This is a genomic window from Rhodococcus sp. PvR099 (assembly GCF_017833315.1).
GTDB lineage: Bacteria > Actinomycetota > Actinomycetes > Mycobacteriales > Mycobacteriaceae > Rhodococcus_G > Rhodococcus_G oryzae.
The window spans coordinates 399,067-421,559 of record NZ_JAFIBV010000001.1 but is presented as its reverse complement, the minus strand read 5'-3'; the positions used below and the strand labels follow the sequence as shown (position 1 = coordinate 421,559).

The window sequence follows — 22,493 nt, the reverse complement described above, 5'->3', positions numbered from 1 at the left end:
CATTGGACGCCACAGATTCACCTCAATCCATATCATTGCCGCGGCGACTAATGAGACAATTCCCATTGCGCCGCAAGAATTTTCAGTCTTCCGATGATGTCTTCATTGCTCGACATCGAGATATTCACCGTCGCCGGCTGCCCGCCGGGAGCCGGCTGGGCCGGGCCGCTACCGCCGCCGGATCCCCCGCCCGGCGAACGCGCCGCCAACATCTTCTGCAAGAAGGACGGATCGGCGTTCAACGCCTGCAGGAACGGGCGGTTTGCCGCGGTCGATCGTGCGTTCATCACGAATTCACCGTCGGAAAGGTAGGCCGGAATCTTGTCGCCGATCGACGATCCCGGCCCCTTGATATCGCCGCCGGTGGCGTAAGCGGGCACATTTCCGCTCTGTCGCAAGAAGCTCTGCAGCCTCCTGCTCGCGTCACTACTTTCGTTCATAGTCATATCGATTCGTTTGCCATCGTCTGCGCGTCAGCTCACGAAGACCGACACGAACAGCCCATTGTCGATGGCCAGCCCCGTGCCGTTCTGGTGCAGTCGCACGTCCAGCACGTCGCCGGAGCGCAGTACCGGTTGCGCGGTGAGCGGAATGGTGACGGGGATTTCCGCGGCCAGATTCAGGTCGGCGGTCAGCGTGAGGCTCGCAAAGGTCTGCAGCACAGCGCCATCGCGGAGCTGGCGGACAGAGATGGTGGCGTTGTTGGTCGCGGCGCCGGTGACAGTGGCAAACCCCGGCGGTGCGACGAGCTGGACGTCGGTGACGGTGTCGCCGCTGTAGAAGGCCGGGGAATAGACCCCGGCCAGGGTCGTGGTGTCGGCCGCGCCGGCGGCTTGGGCCGGCAGCGTTGCGGAATAGATCATTCGTCCTCCCAGGTGGATCCGGTGAACTGGTCGATGAGGCCTTGCATCGACTCGTCTCGTTGTGCGTCGCGGACGATGTCCACCGCGGTGACCGGTCGGGGCATCGGCGTCATCCGGGGCGGATCGCCACCGGCGGCGGCGATCACCGCGGCCTGCACGCCCTGGAGTGCGTCGATGATCGACAGCAGCAGATAGCTGTCGATGGTGTACCCCTCCGGAGCCGGGCCGGCGGGTTCGGTCTTCTCTTCGTACAGGTCGAGTTCGGCCTCGGCTTGTTCAGCGGCGAGCATCTGCTCGGCCAGCTCGCGATCCATCGCCAGCGCCGAGCGATATTGTGAACCGTGCGGCAGTCTGTCCTTGAGGGACCAGATCGTGCGCCAATCACGGTTGCGAATGGTGTGGGGCCCGAAGCATTCCCGGATGTCGATGCCGCGCTCGAGCAAGTCGTAGTCGAGCGCGGCACCGAAACGTTCCCAGAACTCTACGAGCCCTGCGATCCCCCCGGCAGCTCCGAGGAACCCTGGCCGAAGAGGTGGGCGTAAAGGTCCTTCTGGAAGGCGAACCACTCGTCGAGCGGCCGATCGGCGAACAGTTCTTCGACGGCTTCGTACTGGTCGCCCAGCACGATGACCATCTGTTCGTCATCGCTGGCGGTCCCGCGCAAGGCCAGGACCTGGCTGCGGGTGACCGGTGCGATCGCGATGTCGTCGGTCAGGCGGTAGGGCGCGCGTCGGCGCGCGGCGAGCTCTTGCTGCAGCTCGTAGAAACGACCGCCGACCTCGGCCTGGTCGGCCGCTTCGGGTGTGGATGCCATGATGCTACTTCTCCGGGTTATGTTGTGTTACTGGGACTTCGAGGCACGGCCACTGGCCGGCTTGTCGACGGCTTCGACCTCGGCCTTCTCGGCGTGGCCGAGCTTGAAGACCGCGGTGACGTATTCGGTCGCGTTGGCAACGAGGTAGTCGTCGACGCCGTCGGTCATGGTGACGGGGTACTCGGTGGGGATGGCGGACACGGTGGACCCGCTTTCTTCTCCGGCAAGAATGGATAAGGAATGAGTGGGGCGTGCCATGACCGGAGACACATGACACGCCCCACGCCCAAGTCCGTAGACCTGGGAGATCGAGAAACCGTCAGGAGACGGTTGGGGGTGCTTTACGCAGCGTTCGGGATGTTGGTCTGGGTCAGGATCTTCTTCCAGCCCGAGCCGCCGAAGCCATGGGCGATGGCGTAGCCGGCGGTATCGTCCTTGAAGGCGACCATGGTCAGCTTCTGGGCGAGGACCTCGGTGGGGTTCCACTGCTCGCCGCCGTACTTGCTGACCGCGACCTTCGGCAGCACCTTGTAGACGTAGATCGGGTTGGCGTCGTTGCCGTCCTTGCCGATGATGATCGCCGAGTAGTAGGTGATCTCTTCCGAGGTCGGCTGGGCGAAGAACACTTCACCGGAGGCGGCATTGGCCTTGATCGCCGACAGCGCGGTGCCAGTGGCCAGGTTCAGCGTCAGCGCGGTCGTCTGCTGCGGCTGGAACTCGATGGTGGTGATATCGCTGGTGACGTCGTTGCGCACCGGCTGCAGTTCACCGTAGGACTCGATCGGCGCGGCGGTGATGCCACGAGCGAAGGCCACACCGGTCTTCTTGTCGATCAGGCCGACAGGCTGGTAGGCCGGCGGCAGCGTCTGCAGGGCACCGGAGGCGTCGGTCAGCGCGGACGGCGCCGCGGTGTAGTGCGGTGCGATGAAAACGGCCGCGTCGAGCGGCTTGAGCAGCAGCGACCGCTGCGCGTTCTTCAGCGCGGTGAGGTTGGTGGCAGGCATGTGTCTCCATTCGAGCGCCCGCGGATGCGGGCATGGTTAACAGGAATCGGCACCGAGTGGCGCCGGTGAAAGCCCCGTCAAGGACGGGATTCACCCACCGCCTACTGGCGGCGAGCTTCGATCGAGAACGCGACCTCGACCATCTGGTTGAGCGGGTCGAGGTCGGGCACCTCGGTGAGACCGCGGCTGCGACGCAGGATCGGCGGATGGAACTTCGGTTCCTCCGCCGCGATCTCCTCGGTGTAATCGACGAGCACACCGTTGACCCGGTTGGCCGGGGCATCGAGCATCGCCGTTCGGATCTGCACCGAAAGCTGCTGCGCCTGAGCGCGAGTGGCACCGAAGGCCACCACGCTTACTTTCGCCTTGTAGGTGATCGCATTGATGTCGAGCGTTCCCCCGGTGGTCCGCACCCAGATCAAGGGCAGGTTGGACTGCAGGTCCGCCGAGGTGGCGGGCAAGGTGGTGACGGTGGTCGCGGTCGGGGTGAACAGGTCGACCATGAACTGCTCGAAGTCGGGGAACTCCCCCGGTGCGGGATAGGTCGGCATCACGCTGCTTCCGGTGCCGGGCCGACTGTCACCTCGGCGCCGAGCGCGCCCTCGGGGGCACCCTCGGACGTCTCCGGCGGCGGAATGGCCGCGGCCACTGTCATCGCGACACCCTGGGCGAGGTTGGACAGCACATTGACATCGGCCTTCAACGTCGCGAGTCGCGCGACCACGGCCTGCACGTCGGTCTGGATGCGTTCGGCGAGACCACTGGGATCATCGGAACTGGGCACGAGATTCTCCAAATGTTGGGTTCACGGGTGATCCGTGGAAGCGAATGGTTCGGATTCGGTCCGGAGGCATCGACTGCGCTCTTGGACCCAGCGGGGGTTCCACGAACCCCGTTCTGGCACTGCGTGTTAAATACCGAGAAGCGGAAGCAACAGCGGAAGGATCACGCTGACAATTCTGAGGACATCGACGACGGCACCGAGCATTTCTCATCACCCCCTTTCACTCTTGCGAGCGGGAGCGCTTCAGCGCACGTGGCTCAGATAGGTTGCGAGTCGGTCGCGCAACGGGTCGTTGGTGAAAGTCGCACTGTGGGGGGCGGTCTTGATCACGTTGATGGTGGTACTCCGGTCGATCTCCGGTCTCATACGCCCTTTGGGGGTGCGCCATTGGGGCTGCGCCAGCTTCGGGGTGTTCTGGCGGCGGTTCCGCGATGCTGAGGACAGGGTCTGCACCACGGTGCTGACCGTGCTGGTCAACGCCGTGGCCGCGCCCGCGGCAGCGGCTCCGGCCGGGCCGGTGACGGCGCCGACCATAGCCGTGATGGCGGCTTCGCCACCTGCGGAGACGACTTCGTCCCGCGTGCCCTTGTAGATGTCGTACCAGTTGTGCCACTGCAGGAAAGGGAACAGCGAGCCGACCGGAGCCGTGGAGAGGAAGCCGCCGGCGTCGGTGGGACCGTGTTCATCCTCCACTTCGCCACCGGAAGCGTAGGCCTTCACATTGACCATTGCCTTGGTCGGGCCCTTCAGCGCACTGCGGGCAAGCGACGCCCACTGCAGGAAGGGAAGCGGTCGGCCGGGTTGTGAGACCGACAGTGCGCCATCGTCATAGCCTGTGCGGCGGCCTTCCCATTCGCCGTCGGCGAAACGCACGAACTGTGCGTCATCTCGTACATCTTCGAAAGACATTGTCGACCATCCATTTGGTTCTAGGCGGTGACCGCGGGTCGGTGCGCATTGAGCAGCACGGCGAGCCGGTCGCAGTAACCATCGGTTCGGTATCTGACGTTGTGGGCGCCGCCGCGGACGTAACCGTCCATCAGCGCGGCGGCCTGAGATCACAACTGCCAGTGGTGGATCGGGTCACGCCACCGGTCCCGGTGGTTCAGCTGCCAGCGGTTGCCGCGGATATGTTCGGCCAGTGCGCTCCCCCACCCGCCCAGGGCGGCGAAGCTGAAAGCCGACATGGTGTCGGCAAGCGTGGGAAGCGGCGAATCGGCAGGGCAGCAGTTGATTCCATCGGCGACGTGGGCTACTTGTATCCGAGGATCCCCACACGGTTCGGGGTAGCGCGGATTTCCGCGACCAGCGCCCGAGCGCCCCATCGCGACCGACTGTTCCTCGGAGCAACCGGCAAAGAGGTTCTGCGGATTGGAGGGACCGACACTGGCCGGGTAGTGGACGTCGGGGCCGATCAGGCACTTGCTGCTGTCGAGCCGGCGCGTGACGCACGAGAGCATATTCACCGGTGCGCCTCGCACGCTCTCCGGTGCCGCGACACGTCAGAACAGTGATCACGCCGTCGACCTTTCTGTGTTGCGGAACTCCCTGTGCGGGAATCCATTCGATGAGTTGGAGAAGTCCCGCCCCCGGAGTCGAGGGGAATGCTCCGGGGGCGGGACTATGACGCCCCTGCGCTGCGACGACGTCTGCGACCGCGGAACACCCGCGGGAGACGGGCGCGCAAGGGGCGGGGCATGCGGAACGCTCTCAACCCGCTTTTCAACCAGATAGTTGTTCGGGGGCGAGCCGCATGGGCTTGGAGTGACGGGCTATCAGCCCCGTCGAGATTGTTGTAATCGAGAGGTGAGAAACTTTGGAAGGAGTTCCGATTCGTTTCTTGCCTGTGGCTCAAGCCTACAACGGGGTATGTGACAACTCGCCGAAAAGCGACCAACAGTGCAGGTAAATAGTGGTTTGAACCACCCCGCGGTTTGCGGAGGCTTCATTCCTTGGATGGCCGCCGAGATCCGCCACGAACACGGCTCGGAGTGGGCGGCAATCGAGTCCGTCGCAGGCAAGTTCGGGATAGGTAGTGCTCAGACGTTCCACAACTGGATCCGAAAGGCGCAGGCCGATTCGGGGCAACGCGCCGGCGTGACCTCCGCCGCTGCGGCCGAGTTGCGCAAGTGAGAATCGAGAACTCGAGCGGCCAACGAGCTCCTGAAGTCTGCATCGACCTTCTTCGCGGCGGAGCTCGACCGCCAACGCAAGTGATCGCCGACTACATCGACAGCCACAGGGAGGAGTTCGGCGTCGAGCCGATCTAGTGAACATCCCCGTGGACATGGACGTGCGTCTCAAGTCTCGGTACGAGTCGTGTTCGCACCCGGATTGCGATCGAGCCGAGCATCCACCGCGATCGTGAACGGCCGGTCGCCGTGCTCGAGGAGCCATCGGTACTCGATTTCGCAGAACAACGTGTCACACCCCGGGTTCCGCTCCCGACTGGGCATCGATCCGATCAGGAGGTTTCCCGGGACCGGTCGCACCCCAGGCCGTCAGTACCGGGTGTTGCATCGACCAGTTGAACTCGCCCAGGTATACCCAGTCAGCAGCCGTCGATATCGGCGTGCAGGGATCGAGGTGCTTGATCGACGCGCTCGACGATCAGTCGTCGTCGTCCTCGTCCTCGTCGTCGTCCCATTCATCTTCGGGTTCGTCGGTCCATGCTTGGTGCTTGGGACTGACGAGGCGCATGGCGACGGACCCGAGCCCCGCCGAGAGGATGATCACCACGTTCGGCAGATCCCAACGAAGTTTCTTGACGATACCGGAGGTAACGGGGGTTCCCTCCCCGAATTCCGCGGCCATCGGCACGCTCAACTCACCCAGTAGCTCCGCCATCACCTCCGGCATCCTCGTACCAGGGTCGGCTACGTCGGTCACCCACAACCGTATGATTTGGAGGGGTCCCCAAATCAGTGACGCGTCGCCGCTGCGACGGTTGATGTCGAGGTTCGTCGTGAGAGTGGCTGCGTTGTCGGAGAAGCGCTCTGCCTGCCAGCCCGCGGCGGCGCAGAAGCGTTCGAGGTCCTCGGAGTCCCAGGTCCAGTCGAAATGGGCTGCCAGGCGCGCGGTCCGGACCGCGCCTTCGATGTCGGCGTGCATGATCAGGAATCTACCCTTCGATCGGTGTGGTTACAGGTGGGCCGCGGTGCCCCAGACCCGAAGATCTTCCGGCGACCACGCTGAGGTGTCGGGGCGGGTGGTGATGGTGACGTTGAGGCTTTCGTCGACGGGTGAGGGCTGGAACAGGGTCTGGTATATCGCTGGGATCGACGCGAGGGCAGGCAACGCGAGCATCGACAGACCGCTGAGGAAATCGGCTGCGGGTTTCACCAGGCCGTCGAACGGCGACCCGCCACCGCCCCCGGGTGATCCAGACACCTGGTGCACCGGACCCGCGAAAGGAACGGGGGACGCGACCGGCCTGAGGCCGAGCGGTGATGCCGCCGCTGGTGCGGGGATCCGGTATTTCGTGTTCGGGTCCAGTGCGGCGTCCCATTCCCACACGTTGCCGTTCGTGTCGGTCTTTCTGACCTTGTAGACGACGTTGGCACGGCCTTCTCGTAGCGCGTCGGCAAGGGCGGCATATTCGGGGGTGTTGAGTTTGGCGGCCAGGTCGGGGTCGTTGGCGAGGATGTCGTCGAGGTATTCCTTGGTGCCCTGCCCGACCCACTTTTCCTTGCCGTCGATCACGACCTTCCTTCGCCCCATCTTCAAGGCTCCGGGTTTGCCGCCCTTGGCTTCGATGATGTAGAGGGTGAGGTTGTTCGGGTCACTCATGTCGGCGGCGGCGATATCGACCCGGCCCTGCTCCCTGGGTTTGGGCTCACCAGGTTTGCGGGCCGGAGGACGCTCACCACCGATCAGAATGTTCCTCTTCGCCTCAGCGGGCAGGCCGTCACGACCACCGATCATGCCCAGTTCCGCCTTCTCACCGGTGAGAGCGTTATAGGAATCGATCCGTGTTTCGACCAAATTCTCTAGATGAACCCGGTCCGCGTCGCTAACCCCGGAGTTCTTAAGCCCTTCCAGGATGTCGTCCAGGTCTTGTCGTTTGATGAGTCCTTCGAGTTGTTTACCGCCTCCCAGTTTGATTCCGAGCCCGTCAGCAACCTGCTTAATATGGAGTTTCTCATAGAAATTCGATTCACTGCCCTTGAGGCTCGCGAATCGATCCTCTTCGAGCTCAATAACGGACAGTTGCGAATCGATTTCCTCAACCGCCTCCTTAGAGAGTGCCTGTTGTTTACCACTGGCCCCGTTGGTGGTGTGGTAGAGGCTCATCTGGTCGTCGACGTAGCTCTTCGTCTTCGATTCCGGATTGCCGGAGGGCTTCTTCAGCCCCGGCGCCTTCGCCTCCGCGCCGCCGCCATTTCCGTGCTGGCCGGGGCTTCGTCTCGGAATTATGGAACGACCCGGGTTCGGCCCTACATCGAGCATGCCGAGGCCATCCCACTCGTCGGCTAGGGGATTCCTGAGGCCGGGACCACGGACAGGGCCGGGACCACGGACGGGTGGGATGGTGCGTGGTGGCGCGACCGCCACGGGGGCCTCGATGCCGGGGGTGTGCCAGGGCAGCTCCTCGGGTTTCGGGTAGTCCACGATGCTGGGGCGAGAACCAACTGCTGCACCGTCGGCGAGGAAGGGCGTAGGTACGTCCGGGATCGCCTGTGCCACACCGGGTAACGCTCTGATGGGAAACTGGGAAAGCCCGATGGTCGCTTGTGCGGCAACCTCGGCTTCCGCGACTGTCAGCGCCTCGGGTGCGGCCTCGAGTCCCTTTTCGGCCCACTTCACGACACCGGCGCCTACCTTGCCGGCTACCTTGCCGATCCCGCGCCCGATCAGGGTGCCGACACCCGGGACGAAGGTCAGAGCGGTCATCGTGCCGCCCCAGACGGCTTGTCCCCAATTGCCGTCCTCGATACCCTCGGCGAAGTCTTTCAGGCCGGTGAACTCACCGGCCAGGTTGCGGAAATCTTCCCCCCTTTGACCCCGCTTGGAGGACTCACCGAGTTTCGGCTCGTACGGGGTGTCGTCGGGGGTCAGTGATGTGTTCGGGTCGGCCGAATACATCCTGGGTGTGTTCTCGAGTTGCTTGGCCTGTTGAGGAGACAGGAGCCCGATCTCGGCGCGGGCGAGTCGACTACGGGCGTCAAGGGACTTTTGTAAGATCTCATTCTGTGCCTGAGCAGGGCTCAGGCCCTGTGCGAGTAGACCTTTGATCTTCGGGTCGTCGACCGGCAGGCATAGGATCTGCGCCGCGATCTGATCGTCGTCCTGTTGCTTCTTGGTATAGGCATTCTTCTCGAGCCGGTGCTGGGCATCACTACGCAACTGAGTGCTGCGCTCGTCCAAATTGCCTGTAGTCGAGGCCAAACTCAGGTCGTTCGCCAGCTGCGCCGCGCTGTAGTCGAGCCTGGGCATCACGATGCTGCCGTCAGCGAAGGCAGGCAGCGCGGATTGGTCCCAGTGCGCGTTCAATCGTGCGGTCGCGTCCTGGCGGGCGGCTGCCTCCGCCGCCAAACCGGCCTCGGTGTACGGGCCCTGCACACGAGGACCGTTGAGCAAGGCCAGATCCCGGTCGCGGTCGGCGGGCGTGTACGCCGCGTCCGTGGCGAACAGCCCCGCCATCTGCTCGGGTGAGATCGCCAACCCGGGAGTGGACACCACCCTTGGGCTCCCGTTGGGAAGGGCGACCGTGGTCGTCTCTCCGATCAGTCCGTTCACCATCCTGGCCTGATCTGTCTGGACAGTGGTGCCGCTGGGCAAGGTCACCGGCTGGCCTGTGGGTGTCTCGTCCTGCATATACGCCAGCAAGTCCTCCGTACCACCGGCCGGCGGCGGCTGCTGCGGTTGGCTCGCCGGTCCCTGCACCAACATCAGATCCGCCAAGTTCTGCTGCTCTTCGGTAAGAGGCGCCGGGGTGGCGGGCACAGGGGTTCGGGGCTTGCCCCGACTCTCGGCGAGAGTCGGGCCATAAACTGGAGGGTTGGGTGCCATGGGTGTGTCTCGGGGCAGGCCCCGACTCTCGGCGAGAGTCGGGCCATAAACTGGAGGGTTGGGTGCCATGGGAGTACCTCGGTGTTTCATGAAAGAGGCCGCACCCCAAGGTGGGGAGCGGCCGAAGAAGGGAGGGCGGAAGAGGAAAGCGCGGTACCCGACCGAAGGGGTATCTACCGGTGCGGAGTCGATGGGATGTCGGTCATGTGGACCGCGGTGTGCTCAAAGGAGTGAAATGGGTTGGCAGCCAAGGCCGTTTCGCCCGAACACGCCAGGCCGGAAGCGAAGAGAGGACATGAAAAGGCCCAAGCAGCCTGCGTCGGAAACACTGCTTGGGCAATGTGATTCATGACCAGTCGAAGTGTTCTCGAATCTCGATCGGCCACCACGGACCACCTCACACCGAGGGCATCAGCCCATCGCGTGTTTTGTGACAGCCCTATGGAAAGCGACCAACAGTGCAGGTAGAGTACTGTTTCGGCAACCTGCTTCGGCAGGCCGCGTGGCCGGTCTGTGCCCAGCGGGATTGCCCGGGTTTTGGTTGACTTCTGACTGGTGAGGATGCGTCCTTGGCCAGTCGAGTTCGAGGCCCTCCACTACCGCAATCACGAACTCAGTAGGTCTCCGGACTCGCCGGGGCGGTTCACCCCTATCCGGAAATGGCTTTCCGTCCGGACCGACACCGATCATGTCGTATGGATTGACATTCGCTGGTTTGCTGGGGCCGGGTGCGGATGGGCCGGTCGGCTTCCAGGAGTTACTGGTTCCGGAGACATGAGGGTTCTCGCTGTTTCCTGCGCGAGGACGCGACCACAGAGCAATTCACCGAACTCCGAGATGACGGCGATCATGCGGCGAAGCGTCTGGCGGGATCGATCCGGCACAAGATCCCTCAGCAGGGAGTCGGATCAGAAAGAGGAGTAGTCCCGCCCCGGGGCATGTGCCGGCCCGAGGGCGGGTTACCTGGGCGCCCCCGGGCGGCGGCGTCTGCGACCGTGGACTTGCACGGGAGACGGATGCGCAACGGGGCAGGCCTGAGCGGACGCCAGGCCCGGCGGCTGTTCAGCGGAGCTTTGGGCGATGTCGCGCGGGGCGGGGCGCGTGGGGGTTAGGGGGCGGGCGGGATGAAGCGGCTTTCGAACTTGTCCAACCGGCCGATGACGTCAGCGAGGGCGTCGACAAGGGTGTGGCCGCCGAGCTGCGGCCAGCCGGCGTACTGGCCCAGGTCACGTTGGCCCAGGCCGCAGAGCTGTTCGCGGATGTCCTTGACATCGCTACTAATCGGGCCGCAGAACTTGGTGATGAAGTCCTGGAGCTGGGTGACTTCTGAGGCGCTCATCGGCGCGTCCTTTCTCTCAAGGAAGGCCGCTACGTCGCGGCGGAATTCGTTCATGTCGATGCCGGCAGGGTCGATTTTTCCCTCTCGGCTGTACTCCCGGTGGGCTACGCAGTCATCGGCGGTGCGGCCGATGCGTCCCAGAATGGCGGCGCAGCCGCGTTTGTAAGCGTCGAGCTGGGCTGGGGTCCAGTCGGTTCCGTCGCCGCGGGAGACGGCCTCGATGCCGATCACGTGGTAGTTGGCGTTGTCGGTGGGCCAGCCAGGCCAGGAGCCGCGGCCGGCGTGCCAGCAGACGCCCGCGGCGATGACGCGGAAGGTGCCGTCACGTTCCAGCACCAGCTGGGCGAGGGGGCCGTCCAGGTCGGGGCGGCCGTACTGGACGATGCGCCAGTCCTCGGTGCCGCCGCCGGCGGTGTGGTGGCACAGCACGCCGCGCAGGTCGCGGAAGTCGCCGTGGCCCCGGTCACGCCAGCCTTCGTGCTCGATCACCCGCAGGCCGGCCGCGCGCAGCACGTCAGCCAGCCAGATCGGGTCTCCGGTCCAAGACATCGGGTATTTCCTTTGCTGTGTGTATTCGTTTGCAGGGACATTCAGTGGCCCTGCAGCACTGAACGTGTGGAAGAGGGCGTGACTCCGCGGGCCGGCCAGGAAAGTGGCGCCGACTCGGTGGAGGACGAGCCAAGGAAGCGAATGATGTTGGCAGACAACGGCACAAACATCGTATGACGGAAATGACATCGAAATATGTTGCTATACAACAGATCTGCATCCACAACAATCCGACGGCCCAAGCCTATCAGCGGGTCCGTGACGAATCCGGGAAAACTGGCCAACACCCCAGGTAAATAGCCATTTTGAATCGTCCCGGTGAGTCTGGAGACTAACGAGTTCCCTATCCGACAGACTCCTGTGAGACGCAGGACCTGGCCGAGTTTTAGCGATGAGCCGGACCGCGTACCAGGCCTGGCAGGCAGAAACCGTCGAGGACCTCCTCTCGCTGGTGGGTGCGGTGACCGCGTGCCGGCTGGTGGGCCGTTCGCGGGCCACCCATCACCGGCAGGCCAACCCGAAGCCGTCGATGCTGGGCCCGCGACGCAGGCCACAGCACCCGGGCGAGCTCACCGCGACAGAGCGTGAACCAGGTCTGGGCGCGTGAGCTTGACGAGGGCCGCTACTACTGTTCGGCCCGGACGATGTACCGCGTCCTGGCCGCCGCGGGCAATCCCGGAACTGGTCGCGACCGGCCCGAATGCCATGTGGTCGTGGGACATCACCAAGATGCGTGGGCCGTCCAAGGGGATCTGGTACCACGCCTACGTCGTCATCGACATCTACTCCCGCTACGTGCTCGGCTGGCGCATCGAGGCCGTCGAGGACGGTGACCTGGCCGCCTAACTGGTCGCGGACATCGTCGCCGAGCAAGGCACTGCGCCGGGTCACCTGCACGCCGACGGCGGGGCGGCGATGACCTCCAGGCCGCTGGCCTCGCTGCTGGTCGACCTCGACGTGCGCCGGTCCCACAACCGGCCCCGCACCAGCAACGACAATCCGTTCAGCGAGGTGCAGTTCAAGACGATGAAGTACATGCCCGACTACCCAGAGCGGTTCGCGTCCATCGGCGAGGCGCGAGCATGGATGCATGCCTTCACCAGCTGGTACAACCACGAGCACCGCCACAGCGGCATCGGGCTGCACCCGCGCCAGCGTCCACTACGGCACCGCCGACGGAATCCAGCACGCTCGTCAGCGGACCCTGGACGCGGCCTACGCCGCCCACCCCGAGCGGTTCCACCGACGCCCGCAGGCACCCACACCGCCCGCACGCGTCACCATCAACGACCCCGCCACACGCGAGGTAAGAACTCCAGCAACAAAATTGGCTGGACACGTCTCATTTGACTTGACATCTACCGGTCACACCGCCCCGATCGCAGGGGACGGACGGCCCTTGGCCGGATCCGTCAACCTGCGACCCGGCTGCAGGGCAACCCGGCCCGTGCTCGCGCCGCAGGGGTGAACGGTAATCTCGCAACTATGACATACGAGTTGGACCCGCAGACCCCCGACGAGTTCGATGGTGACATCACCTCGACCTTGGATTCGGGACTGGTAGGTACGGCCGGCTACCACGGGCGATCAAACGGCATCCCCCCAAGGGCCGGTGATTTGTCCGACCTGAACGAGGACGACAAGCGCCTGTACGACGAGTTCCTGGCCACTCTGAGGTAACGGCGGCAACATACGCACGAATCCAGCAACCCATGAGGTCTCCATAGATCCAATTTCGAACGAGGTGTCAGCAACAATGGCCAGCCGCAGGGCCAGCAACCGGTACGACGCGCGCGTCCAGGCGGCGAAACTTGACGTCACGATCGGCCATGCCGGCTTCGCAGCACCGATCGTCATCTGGCAACCCGAGTTCCGGGCGATACTAGTCACCGCGGACCTGACCCCAGTGGATCGTCGAGAAGCACTCGCCCACGCGCTCGCGCACGCGCAACTGGAGCACTCGGAGACAGTCCGAAAAGCACGTGCCGGCCGCGAATCTCGTCAGAGGGTGGAACTCCGCGTTTACGAGCTGGCGTGTCGCAACCTGATACCTATCGCGGATCTCAGAGATGCACTCGCGCGTTATATCAGCGTCAAGGACGTTGCCGACTGGCTCCAGGTGAATCCCGATACGGTGCGCTATCGACTCCACCACCTGTCGCGCACGGAACGGCGAGTGCTGCCCCCGGACATCCTGAATCGTCTCGACTGGTATGCAGACGCGAAGTACCCGCTGCCGGTCAGCTGCATCTGGACCAACTCCGCGCCGCTGCCGGCATACCGGAAGCTGCCCGAGGTCCTCAGACAATTTCGGTAGTCCCAATGACAGATGTTCCCTGAAATCTGTTGCGAATCAGGCCGATCGGCGATGGTCCCCCTGCGGCAGCGCACAGAGTTCGATCACGTCGCCCAGCCGGTACACGGTGCCGTTTCCTACTACATGGCCAGTCAGCTTGCCTCGACGGGCCCACTGCCTGATCCGCTCGGCGGAGATGCGGTCACCGGAGCTGTCGGACAGCAGCCTCGCGAGTTGAGCCGCCGTACCCATGATTTCGTAGGCCTGGTCCATCATTTCACGGCGGCGACGCCGCACCGCGACGACGGTCCCGCAGCCCTCGCATCGGACGAGGTCGGCATCGGACTGGGCGGAGAGTCCCCGGCCGCACTCACAGTTGCCAACACCGACACGAGATTCCGGGCGGTCGATCGTGCGATATCCCAACCGAATAGCCCTGGACAATGCGGCATCCAATCCGACGAGGGCATCCGAGTCATCGGGAATCGGGGGCAGGTGACGGATGAGGAACTGGCACTGCTCTATCGCGGTGACCGGAGCACGCTGCGCGATGGCAGCCGAGACCTTCGCGGCATAGTTGGTCAGCACCCCCGCGATGTCTCGGTGCGCTTTCGCGGCACCGCTATTGAACGGCAGGACCTGCTCAGCTCTCGTCGTGCGCACATACCCCAGCGAACCCGCGGAGGTGATGGCGTCTGTGCGACTGAGAGTGATATCGAGTTCCGCCAACAGCGTTGGGACGACCTCGAGGGCCGCCATGACAGCGGCGCGACGCTCGGAGGTGAGATGTTCGGTGTACATATGACCTTCTTGACTAGGCGATCAGATCCTGCGCCGCCGCGGGTTGCTGCGGGTTGTATCGGACATACACGACTCCTGCGCGCACCTCCGACTCGAAGCCCGGACCGAACGCGGCCGCCATTCCGGTGCGGAGACGATGTTTGGTGGAGTGCGGGTATCGCGTCGGCCACGGGTACATCGCCCACCGCCCAGGACGACTGCGCAACTCTTCGGCAAACTGCCGATTCTCGCGTTCACGGGCACGGGTCTGCGGAGGAGGCAGCTGGACAGGGTTGGTGGACATGAGATTCCTTCTGGATGCACAGCGCAAGTCGGGGATCACCGATGCCACCTGGACGGGCACCAACCCTCGCGACAGCGCCGTCGCGGGGCGCGACGCAGCACCCAGGTTACAATGACACATGCAACTCTGCAATATATGCAGCGGCACCGGGCCGACGAAGCGGCCTATTGCCCTTCCCACCAGGCGTTTGAACACACTCAATCGAAGATGTATTAGATGTGTGTAATTGTTGGTAATGATATAGAATCGGATGCATGAGCAATCGTCAAAGCGCCCCGGTGCCCAGGGAGGTCAGCGAGGCGATCCGTAGCGCGAGGCAGGCCAAGGGCCTGTCCCGTGATGCTGCAGCACGAGCGGCCGGGGTCAGCGTCAGCCTCTGGACGCAGGTCGAATTGGGCACCCAGTACAAAGGCGAGAAGAAGGTCGACGCCCGAACCACAGCGCGCACACTCCAGGCCATGGCCGAGGCCGTGGGGGTGGATCCTGCGCCATTGCTGCGCAAGACGGGATTGGACAAGCCCGCGACCGGCACCCCATCCACTTCGCGTCCGCAGCCCGTCCTTGACTTGACGGGATTGTCGAATGAGGACCTGGGCATGGTCGCCGCGTTCGTCGCCGGCCTCAGAGCGCGCTGAATTTCCTACATTGACTACAAGTTCGGTGCATACAACTTGCAATTCATGTTGTAGCCTAGCGCTATGAACGATCAACCACCTTGCCTTGGACTACCTGGATTCCTGCGGCCCAAGGACACGAGCGGCTGGCAGGTACTGCCGGCAACCATCGCTGCGAAGGCGCTGTGTCAGGACAGATGTCCGCGCGACATCTTCCTGGCTTGCGCGCGTTCAGCTTTGACCGCCGGGACCTGCTTTGGGGAAGAAGAGCCCCGCGTCGCTGACGGCGTGGTGATGGCGGGAATCGTCTGCCGCGGCGATGCCCTGACCGAGAAAGCGCTCCGCCGCGTAATCAAGCAACTCGCGCAAGCGCCGACGGCGCGCCCTACCCATTGCCGGAATTGCCACAAGCCTATGACCACGCGCCGTGGCAAGCTGGTCGGCCACGTCGTCCATGAAGGGGGCGGAATGTGCACAGGGTGCCGCCGTGCAGAGCAACGATCTGCGTGACTCGACGCACAGTGCAGCACTTGCGACCACAAGCCGATCAACCTCTTTCCGGGTCGATCACCGACGACTCGTAGCCTAGGCCCGCGACTGTGCCTGATTCGGTCCAAAGTGGGACAGTGCAGGTAAACAACCATTTCGGTGTGGCCCGCTCCGCGTGTCGGTTCAATGCTTCGTTGCAAGGAGTGCGCGGGCGCTGGATCGGCGCAGTTTGCCGGAGGTGGTTTGGGCAGGGTTCCGGGCGCAAGAACGGTCACCGTCCGGGGAGGGATGCCCACGGCTTTTGAGACCGCTGTGCTGATGGCGCGTCGCAGTTGCAGGGTGGGGGCCTCGTCGTTGTGGTGGGCGGATTCGGCGAGCACGGCGAATCCTTCGCCGGGGCTGCCTGCGGCGAAAGTTGCCGCGATGGCGTTGGCGGTGCGGACGCCGGCAACGCGTTCGGTGGCCCGTTCGATATCGGTCGGATACAGGTTGCGCCCAGAGATGATGATGACGTCCTTGCGGCGTCCGCAGATCACGGTTTCACCCTCCTCGGTAAAGCATCCGAGGTCACCGGTCTGAATCCAGCCATCGGCATCCTGGGCGGCGACGCTCCCGCGGGCGGTGAGGTATCCGCTGGTGATGCTCTCGCCACGCAGTTCGAACTCGCCTACCTGCCGGATCGCGAGCGGGGTACGCGTGTCCGGGTCGACGACCCGCACCTCCATCCCGGACAGCGGCTTTCCGAGTGTGGGGTAGGCGGGACCATCGGCCGCGGATGCGGCGATGCCTTCGACTTCAAGCACCTGCCGGTCGACATGGTCGGCCCGCAGACGGTGATGACGACGGCCTTGGGGTCGCCGGTGGTCCCCGAGGACAGATGTAGCAGAGCCGCATCGTCCTCGGCCGGCATCAATGGTTCGGCGTCTGGACCCGTAGCGAGGTCGCCCATTTGTAGCACCGATACAGCCAGCCTGCCTTCGGGCAAGGCGGCTTCGAATGGCGAACCCACGACCAGCACCGCAGCCTCGATAGTCCCCAGCACGCGCTCGGTCTCTGTGACCCACTGGCCTAGGTCGGTGCGGGAGGTGGGCTGCTGCGGCATCCTGAAGGCCCCACCACGCATCCAGATCGCCTGCACCAAATGGGCAACATCTCCCGCGCCCCCCTGCACTTGCCCGCACTGTGGGAAGGATTGCTGCGCGGTGTGACCGGGGCCACCTATCGTCCAGGTCACAGAAGATCAGTGACCAGAGAACGGGACACACCTTGGACCTCGCGCAACGGATCGCCGCCCTCGAAGCGATCGAAGCGATCAAGAACCTCAAGCACCGATACTGGCGGGCGTGCGACGGCAAGGACCCGAAGTCCTTCCGCGCCTGCTTCATCCGTTCGGGAGCGAACATCGACTACGGCCGGCTCGGCGCGTTCGACGACGTCGAGCCGATGGCCGAGATCTTCGAGAAGATCGCCCTGCACCGGGTCGGCGGCAAGCACGTCATCCTCGACATGCACCACGGCATGCACCCCGACATCACCATCACCGGCGAGGGCACCGCGACGGGGCGGTGGACGCTGCGCTTCCGTCAGTTGAACCTGCTCGAGAACACCGAGACCGTCTCGACCGGCGAATACGACGACGAGTACGTGCTCGAGGACGGCGAGTGGCGCATGTCGAAGTGCCACTTCACCGAGACCTGGTCACTGACCCGCCCGCTCTCCCCCGACGCCGTGGTGTCCGAGGGCAAGTTCGCGGGGGTGGCGCAGTGAATATTCATGAAGCAACGAGTGAGCGGCGGGTCGCCCTCGTCACCGGCGCCAGCCGAAGCGTCGGCAAGGGCATCGCGCTCGCCCTCGGCTCGGACGGCTGGACGGTCTACGTCACGGCCCGCGGCGAGGTCGGGACCGACGGCCCCCTCGACGCGACGGCGGCCGAGGTCACCGCGCGCGGCGGCACCGGGATCGCCGTGCAGTGCGACCACACCGACGACGCGCAAATCGAGGCGCTGTTCGCCCGCATCGCCGACGAGCAGTCCGGGAGGCTGGACCTGCTGGTCAACAACGTCTGGGCGCACCCAAAGGGTTTCGCCGGCTTCTCCGACCCGTTCTGGAAGCGTCCCATCAGCGACTGGGACACGCTCATCGGCGTCGGACTGCGCGCGCACTACGTCGCCAGCGTCGAGGCCGCCAAGCTCATGGTCCCGCGCGGTTCCGGCCTCATCGGCAACATCTCCTCGTTCGGCACCCGCGGCTACCTGCACTCGGTGCTGTACGGGATGTCCAAGGCCGGCCTCGACAAGATGGCGGCGGACATGGCGGTCGAACTCAAGGGCACCGGCGTCACGGCCCTGTCCTTCTGGCCCGGACTGGTGCGCAACGAGGCGATGCTGGCGAGCGGGATGGAGAGCTTCGCCGGCTTCCCCCTCTCCGAGGCGGAGACCCCCGAGTTCATCGGCCGGGTGATCGTCGCCCTCGCCAACGACCCGGAGGTCGGCAAGCTCAGCGGGAGCACCCAGATCACCGCGGAGACCGCGCTCGAGTACGGGATCACCGACGTGGACGGCGCCCAGCCGGCCTCGCACCGCGCCGCGTTCGGCGGCGGTCCCCTGTTCTGACACCGACGCCACCCAGGGTGGTGAATCCATCACCCTGGGTGTCTCCCGCCCCACCGCTTGGGGGCCTGTCCGCACCCTCCCCCTCCGACGAGACTTTGAGACCAGAGCAGTTCCCGGTCACCGAAGTCCGAGTCGAGGGAGAGTTTCGTGAACCAGCCAGTGCAGCCCACCAGCATCTCCGGTTGCGGTACCCGGGCGCGGGTCATCGCGCTCTCCGCCGCCGCGCACTCGGTCTGGTTCTCCCAGCGCGTCTCCGGTGACGCGCCGATCTCCGTCGCGCAGTACGTCGACATCCGCGGCGCGCTCGACATCGACCTGCTCATGGACTCGGTCCGATGGGCGGGACGGGAATTCGGGGCGGGACGGCTGCACGTGGTCGAGGTCGACGGGTTCCCGTACCAGACCCTCGCCGCCGCCGCCGACGACTTCGTCGCCGCGGTCGACTTCCGCGGCCGGGTGAACCCGGTGGCCGCCGCACAGCAATGGATGCGCGAAGAACAGTCCCGCCCGGTCGACATGTCGGCCGACCAGCTCATCGTCGCGGCCGTGCTGCGGATCAGCGAGGTGCACACCTACTGGTACGTGCGAGCACACCAGGTCGCCCTCGACGCCTACGGGCTGCGCACACTGATCGAACGCTCCGCCGAGCTCTACACCCATGCATTCGTCGGCGCCTCCGCCAGCCCGTCCGAGGCTCTCGACCTCGAGGCCGTGGTGGCATCCGACGCGACCTACCGGACATCCGACCGTTTCGAGCGCGACCGCGAGGCCTGGGCCGAGCATCTCGCAGGCGTCCCGGATCCGGTCACGTTCGCAGGCGCGGCGGCACCGGCACAGTCCGAGCCCGTGGTGATCGGCGGCGAGCTGGCGCCCTCGGGCCCCGGTGCCGCCCTGTCGGCGCCGACAGTGGTCGCCGCGTTCGGGGCCTTCCTGGCGCAGCACACCGGACGAGACGAGATCACCGTCACGCTCCCGACCCCCGCCCGGGGCACCGCGGCACTGCGCCGCTCGGGTGGATCGCTCGCCAACGTGGTCCCACTGCGCCTGTCCTCGGGCGCGGGGATGACGGTCGGCGACGCGAGCATGGCGGCGGGCCGGGAACTCGCGGGAGCACTGAGCCGTCAGCGCCACCGCCAGGAGGACATCGCACGCGAGGTCGGCGTGATCGGAGACCGCGCGGCCTCCTTCGGCCCCACCATCGAGCTGATGCTCGCCGACAGCGAGGTCCCGCTCGGACCGCTGGACGGCGCGCTCCACGTCCTGACCACGGGCCGGGTCGACGACCTGACCGTCCGGGTCCGACCGGGCGCGGTCGAGGGCGCCACCCGGATCGACTTCCTGGCGAACCCGGACCTGTACTCGGAGACCGAACTCCGCCGGCTGCACCAGCGGTTCCTGGTCTTCGTCGAGGGCTTCCTCGCCGCGGACGCGGACAGCCCGCTGTCAACGGTCGTCTGACCCCACCCACCGCGGCGGTGGGTGAGGGTGCTGGGCGGTCAGGCTGCGAGTTCTTCGATGTCGTACTTGACGTTCCTGTCGCTGATGAGCAAAGCGAATCCGAGTCCGAGGGCGGCGCCCGGAAGTCCGAGCATGATGAATCTCCTCAATGAATGGCTGGTTTCCGGGCCCGTGCGTACGGGTGGGGCATCACCGGAATTCCAGAACGCGTGAACACGCGCGGTCCACCCGAGAGCTCAGACGTACGAACTCCATCGAAATCACCTCGGCTGCGAACGTCCTCAGAAGACGCCGTCGAATTCGGCCCGACACCCGTCGCGGTCACGGATCTGTGCTCTGGGCGGCTCCTCGAGCCCGGTGTCGCGCCCGCAGCTCGCTACCGAGCGGTGCGCAGCCCGGCCGCAGTGCCCGCGCCGAGCAGGCTCAGCACAACTGCGACCACGAATGCACCTACGTACGCCGAGCGGTCCTGGCCGCCCGCGACGAGCACGGCGGTGGTGACCGGCGCGCTGATCGCCGACCCGATCGTGCGGATCACGCTGTTGAGGCCGCTCGCCGCCGCCATCTCGGTCGGCGGCACCAACACGGCCAACAGCTGCGCACAGATCGCGTATCCGAGTCCGTTCCCCAGGCCGATAAGACTGAAGAACACCACTAGCGACCAAATCTGAGTGGGCCACACGGCCATCCCGGCCGCTCCGAGCCCCATCAGCACCATCGCCGCAACGGCCGGCGTCCGCAGGCCGAACCGCGCGGTGATGCTCGAAGCAATCCGCCCGCCGAGGAAGACCATTACCGCCGACGGCAACAGTGCCAGCCCGGTCTGGACCACCGTGAACCCGCTGCCGTAGCCAGTTGCATGCGGGGCCTGCAAGATGCGCGGGATGCACAGATAGAAGACGTACGGAATGAAGCCCAGCACGAGGGTGACCAGGCTGGTCAATGCCATCGGCGCGTCCACGAGGCTGCGGACGTCCACCAGCGGGTTCGGCTGGCGGAGTTCAGCTACGACCAGCGCCACCGCCGCGAGCAGTGCGACTGCGAACAGCCCCAGGGTCGCCGGTGCCGTCCAGCCCCAGGTGCCGCCCTGCGTCGTCGCGAGGAGCAGCGCGACCAGTGAGCTGCTGAGGAGCACCGTACCGACCCAGTCGGTCCGTGATGCGACCTCGGCGCTTTCAGCCTGCGGCACCCATCGCGCCACCATGGCCAACGCAACAAGGATCAGGATGCCGGTACCGACGAACAGCCACTGCCAGCTCAGGTACTCCAGGATCAGTCCGCCGAGGACGAGCGCAGCACCCGCGCCGAGACCGAGCATGCCGGCGACCCAGCCGATGCCGGCCGCCATGGCGGGACCCGACAGGTTACGCCGCAGCACCGCCAGCGCCAGCGGGAAGGCCGCCGTGCTCACACCCTGCACCATGCGCATCACCACCAGCATCTCGATGGTGCTGGCGAGCGCGGCACCGAAGGTGGCGGCCGCGAACACCACCAGCACGGCCAGCAGGACGCGCTTGTCGCCGTATCGGTCGCCGAGAGACCCGATCACCGGAGCGAGCACCGCCCCTGCCATCAAATAGGCGGTGAGGATCCACCCCGTCGCCGGAACCGAGGCGCCGAAGGTCTCGCCGAGCACCGGCAGCGCCGGTACCAGGAGCGTCTGCATCATCGAGTAGATCAGCACGGTGAAGGCCAGCGCCACCACGAGCAGTCCCGGGTGCACCGATGTCGACGACGCACGTGAATGCTTCGGCGACGACGCACGTGAGTGCTTCGGCGCAGTCAGTGGCATGTTCATGGAGGTCCCTTCGGAGCAACGAGCTTCTCGGCCATATGGATGCAAATCGGAACGGAGCGTTCCGGTCCGAAATCAGAACACGGATTGATAGCCTCTGGCAATGCGACAGGACGAGATGCACGGACCCGACCGGGCCCCGACCGGGCCGGGACGGGCCCGGGAAGCACGGTCGAACGACATCGGCGTCTTGCGCGCCGCCCGCGAGATATTCGCCGAGCGCGGCTGGGATGCACCGGTTTCCGCGATCGCCGACCGGGCCGGAGTAGGCGTCGGCAGCATCTACCGCCGATACCGCACCAAGGAGGAACTCGCCCAGTCCCTGCGTGTGTATGTCATCGATCACCTCACCCAACTGGCCCGTGACTGCGTCGCGCGCACCGACCCCGACCAGCGACTACTCGAGGTGTTCTTCCGTCGCCATCTCGCCGAGTTGGACAGCCCGCTCATCCCGACACTCGGCGGACACCTCCCCCGCGACCCAGAAGTGGACCGGGCCACCGGGGACCTTTCGTCGGCACTCGAGGCACTGATCGACCTCGCCCGCGACCGAGGCCAGGTACCGGACAGCTTCACCGCTGCCGACATAATGCTCATGACGGTGCACCTGCGTCCCCGGCTGCCCACGACCACCGAACGCGCCCGCGAACTGCACGAGCGCTACCTCGACTTCATGCTGATGGGGATCGCACACGCCGCGGACCGCGCGGAGCATGGGCCGAGCTGGGACGAGTGGTATGCGATGTGGCAGCCGAACTGACCGCCGCCGTCGCAGACCGC

General features: G+C 65.3%; 29 protein-coding genes. 11 read left to right on the top strand and 18 right to left on the bottom strand.

All coding sequences use genetic code 11. The features are described from left to right. Positions 1-47 precede the first annotated feature (47 nt). The 10 genes from JOE46_RS02000 to JOE46_RS01955 form a co-directional block, all read right to left on the bottom strand. Entirely contained in the window at positions 48-446 is a 399-nt protein-coding gene (locus JOE46_RS02000) for a hypothetical protein (protein WP_143548423.1), read from the bottom strand. Positions 447-473: 27 nt separating this feature from the next. Then, on the bottom strand, positions 474-863 hold the full coding sequence (locus tag JOE46_RS01995) for a hypothetical protein (RefSeq protein ID WP_097211136.1): 390 nt from the start codon (positions 861-863) through the stop codon (positions 474-476). Continuing rightward, on the bottom strand, positions 860-1,306 hold the full coding sequence (locus JOE46_RS01990) for a hypothetical protein (RefSeq protein ID WP_097211135.1): 447 nt from the start codon (positions 1,304-1,306) through the stop codon (positions 860-862). The genes JOE46_RS01995 and JOE46_RS01990 overlap by 4 nt, the downstream gene beginning before the upstream one ends. Before the next feature lie 38 nt (positions 1,307-1,344). Then, positions 1,345-1,677, bottom strand: a complete 333-nt coding sequence (locus JOE46_RS01985) for a hypothetical protein (protein ID WP_097211134.1) — start codon at positions 1,675-1,677, stop codon at positions 1,345-1,347. A gap of 27 nt (positions 1,678-1,704) precedes the next feature. Beyond that, positions 1,705-1,878, bottom strand: a complete 174-nt coding sequence (locus JOE46_RS01980) for a hypothetical protein (protein ID WP_179800501.1) — start codon at positions 1,876-1,878, stop codon at positions 1,705-1,707. 140 nt (positions 1,879-2,018) lie between these two features. After that, positions 2,019-2,681 (bottom strand): hypothetical protein, encoded by a 663-nt coding sequence (locus JOE46_RS01975; protein WP_097211133.1) that lies wholly within the window; start codon positions 2,679-2,681, stop codon positions 2,019-2,021. Between the two features lie 101 nt (positions 2,682-2,782). After that, a complete protein-coding gene (locus tag JOE46_RS01970) occupies positions 2,783-3,232 on the bottom strand; it encodes a hypothetical protein (RefSeq protein WP_097211132.1) in 450 nt (149 codons plus the stop codon). Then, complete coding sequence (locus tag JOE46_RS01965) at positions 3,232-3,465, bottom strand: hypothetical protein (RefSeq protein ID WP_143548421.1); 234 nt, start codon at positions 3,463-3,465, stop codon at positions 3,232-3,234. Before JOE46_RS01965 ends, JOE46_RS01970 begins: the two co-directional genes overlap by 1 nt. A gap of 243 nt (positions 3,466-3,708) precedes the next feature. Then, on the bottom strand, positions 3,709-4,374 hold the full coding sequence (locus JOE46_RS01960) for a hypothetical protein (RefSeq protein WP_143548420.1): 666 nt from the start codon (positions 4,372-4,374) through the stop codon (positions 3,709-3,711). A 149-nt stretch (positions 4,375-4,523) separates the two neighbouring features. Then, positions 4,524-4,931, bottom strand: a complete 408-nt coding sequence (locus JOE46_RS01955; RefSeq protein ID WP_143548419.1) for a hypothetical protein — start codon at positions 4,929-4,931, stop codon at positions 4,524-4,526. Between the two features lie 490 nt (positions 4,932-5,421). Here JOE46_RS01955 and JOE46_RS01950 point away from each other — a divergent pair, with 490 nt between their 5' ends. Then, the gene (locus JOE46_RS01950) at positions 5,422-5,598 is read left to right on the top strand and encodes a transposase (RefSeq protein WP_143548418.1); all 177 of its coding nucleotides are present in this window, start codon (positions 5,422-5,424) and stop codon (positions 5,596-5,598) included. Positions 5,599-6,075: 477 nt separating this feature from the next. On the opposite strand, the gene JOE46_RS01945 is transcribed toward JOE46_RS01950, so the two are convergent. From JOE46_RS01945 to JOE46_RS01935, 3 genes are all read right to left on the bottom strand, one after another. After that, positions 6,076-6,576: a DUF6301 family protein gene (locus JOE46_RS01945; protein ID WP_097211128.1), complete on the bottom strand. Its 501-nt coding sequence runs from the start codon at positions 6,574-6,576 to the stop codon at positions 6,076-6,078. Positions 6,577-6,606: 30 nt separating this feature from the next. Next, positions 6,607-9,369, bottom strand: coding sequence for a hypothetical protein (locus JOE46_RS01940; RefSeq protein ID WP_143548417.1), 2,763 nt, complete (start codon positions 9,367-9,369; stop codon positions 6,607-6,609). A gap of 1,216 nt (positions 9,370-10,585) precedes the next feature. Continuing rightward, positions 10,586-11,365 carry an N-acetylmuramoyl-L-alanine amidase gene (locus tag JOE46_RS01935; RefSeq protein WP_097211126.1) on the bottom strand — a complete coding sequence of 260 codons (780 nt, stop codon included), beginning with the start codon at positions 11,363-11,365 and terminating at the stop codon, positions 10,586-10,588. Between the two features lie 391 nt (positions 11,366-11,756). Between JOE46_RS01935 and JOE46_RS01930 the strand changes: the two genes are divergently transcribed. Next, entirely contained in the window at positions 11,757-11,972 is a 216-nt protein-coding gene (locus JOE46_RS01930; RefSeq protein ID WP_097211125.1) for a hypothetical protein, read from the top strand. Next, positions 11,969-12,211, top strand: coding sequence for a DDE-type integrase/transposase/recombinase (locus JOE46_RS01925; protein ID WP_143548416.1), 243 nt, complete (start codon positions 11,969-11,971; stop codon positions 12,209-12,211). The genes JOE46_RS01930 and JOE46_RS01925 overlap by 4 nt, the downstream gene beginning before the upstream one ends. Positions 12,212-12,252: 41 nt before the next feature. On the opposite strand, the gene JOE46_RS26220 is transcribed toward JOE46_RS01925, so the two are convergent. Continuing rightward, the gene (locus JOE46_RS26220; protein WP_245220898.1) at positions 12,253-12,402 is read right to left on the bottom strand and encodes a hypothetical protein; all 150 of its coding nucleotides are present in this window, start codon (positions 12,400-12,402) and stop codon (positions 12,253-12,255) included. Here JOE46_RS26220 and JOE46_RS27055 point away from each other — a divergent pair. The 3 genes from JOE46_RS27055 to JOE46_RS01910 all read left to right on the top strand — a co-directional run bounded on the left by JOE46_RS27055 (position 12,377) and on the right by JOE46_RS01910 (position 13,682). Then, complete coding sequence (locus tag JOE46_RS27055; protein WP_373560241.1) at positions 12,377-12,715, top strand: integrase core domain-containing protein; 339 nt, start codon at positions 12,377-12,379, stop codon at positions 12,713-12,715. The two genes, JOE46_RS26220 and JOE46_RS27055, sit on opposite strands and share 26 nt — an antisense overlap. 135 nt (positions 12,716-12,850) lie before the next feature. Further along, positions 12,851-13,045: a hypothetical protein gene (locus JOE46_RS01915; protein WP_097211122.1), complete on the top strand. Its 195-nt coding sequence runs from the start codon at positions 12,851-12,853 to the stop codon at positions 13,043-13,045. Between the two features lie 76 nt (positions 13,046-13,121). Further along, the gene (locus JOE46_RS01910; RefSeq protein ID WP_097211121.1) at positions 13,122-13,682 is read left to right on the top strand and encodes an ImmA/IrrE family metallo-endopeptidase; all 561 of its coding nucleotides are present in this window, start codon (positions 13,122-13,124) and stop codon (positions 13,680-13,682) included. A gap of 36 nt (positions 13,683-13,718) precedes the next feature. On the opposite strand, the gene JOE46_RS01905 is transcribed toward JOE46_RS01910, so the two are convergent. Both JOE46_RS01905 and JOE46_RS01900 read right to left on the bottom strand, forming a co-directional pair. Then, positions 13,719-14,420, bottom strand: a complete 702-nt coding sequence (locus JOE46_RS01905; RefSeq protein ID WP_209926076.1) for a hypothetical protein — start codon at positions 14,418-14,420, stop codon at positions 13,719-13,721. 55 nt (positions 14,421-14,475) lie between these two features. Then, entirely contained in the window at positions 14,476-14,745 is a 270-nt protein-coding gene (locus JOE46_RS01900) for a hypothetical protein (protein ID WP_143548415.1), read from the bottom strand. Positions 14,746-14,999: 254 nt separating this feature from the next. On the opposite strand from JOE46_RS01900, the gene JOE46_RS01895 reads away from it, so the two are divergent. Then, complete coding sequence (locus JOE46_RS01895; protein WP_097211119.1) at positions 15,000-15,380, top strand: helix-turn-helix domain-containing protein; 381 nt, start codon at positions 15,000-15,002, stop codon at positions 15,378-15,380. A 167-nt stretch (positions 15,381-15,547) separates the two neighbouring features. On the opposite strand, the gene JOE46_RS26695 is transcribed toward JOE46_RS01895, so the two are convergent. Then, on the bottom strand, positions 15,548-16,651 hold the full coding sequence (locus JOE46_RS26695; protein ID WP_097211118.1) for an AMP-binding protein: 1,104 nt from the start codon (positions 16,649-16,651) through the stop codon (positions 15,548-15,550). Between the two features lie 463 nt (positions 16,652-17,114). Here JOE46_RS26695 and JOE46_RS01885 point away from each other — a divergent pair, with 463 nt between their 5' ends. The 3 genes from JOE46_RS01885 to JOE46_RS01875 all read left to right on the top strand — a co-directional run bounded on the left by JOE46_RS01885 (position 17,115) and on the right by JOE46_RS01875 (position 19,918). Continuing rightward, positions 17,115-17,615 (top strand): nuclear transport factor 2 family protein, encoded by a 501-nt coding sequence (locus tag JOE46_RS01885; protein WP_097211117.1) that lies wholly within the window; start codon positions 17,115-17,117, stop codon positions 17,613-17,615. Continuing rightward, positions 17,612-18,460, top strand: coding sequence for an SDR family NAD(P)-dependent oxidoreductase (locus JOE46_RS01880; RefSeq protein ID WP_373560239.1), 849 nt, complete (start codon positions 17,612-17,614; stop codon positions 18,458-18,460). The genes JOE46_RS01885 and JOE46_RS01880 overlap by 4 nt, the downstream gene beginning before the upstream one ends. Positions 18,461-18,607: 147 nt before the next feature. Further along, positions 18,608-19,918: a condensation domain-containing protein gene (locus tag JOE46_RS01875; RefSeq protein WP_097211116.1), complete on the top strand. Its 1,311-nt coding sequence runs from the start codon at positions 18,608-18,610 to the stop codon at positions 19,916-19,918. Between the two features lie 376 nt (positions 19,919-20,294). Here JOE46_RS01875 and JOE46_RS01870 read toward each other — a convergent pair whose 3' ends face one another. Further along, on the bottom strand, positions 20,295-21,716 hold the full coding sequence (locus JOE46_RS01870; protein ID WP_245220897.1) for an MFS transporter: 1,422 nt from the start codon (positions 21,714-21,716) through the stop codon (positions 20,295-20,297). A 100-nt stretch (positions 21,717-21,816) separates the two neighbouring features. On the opposite strand from JOE46_RS01870, the gene JOE46_RS01865 reads away from it, so the two are divergent. Further along, positions 21,817-22,473 carry a TetR/AcrR family transcriptional regulator gene (locus JOE46_RS01865; protein ID WP_245220896.1) on the top strand — a complete coding sequence of 219 codons (657 nt, stop codon included), beginning with the start codon at positions 21,817-21,819 and terminating at the stop codon, positions 22,471-22,473. Positions 22,474-22,493 lie beyond the last annotated feature (20 nt).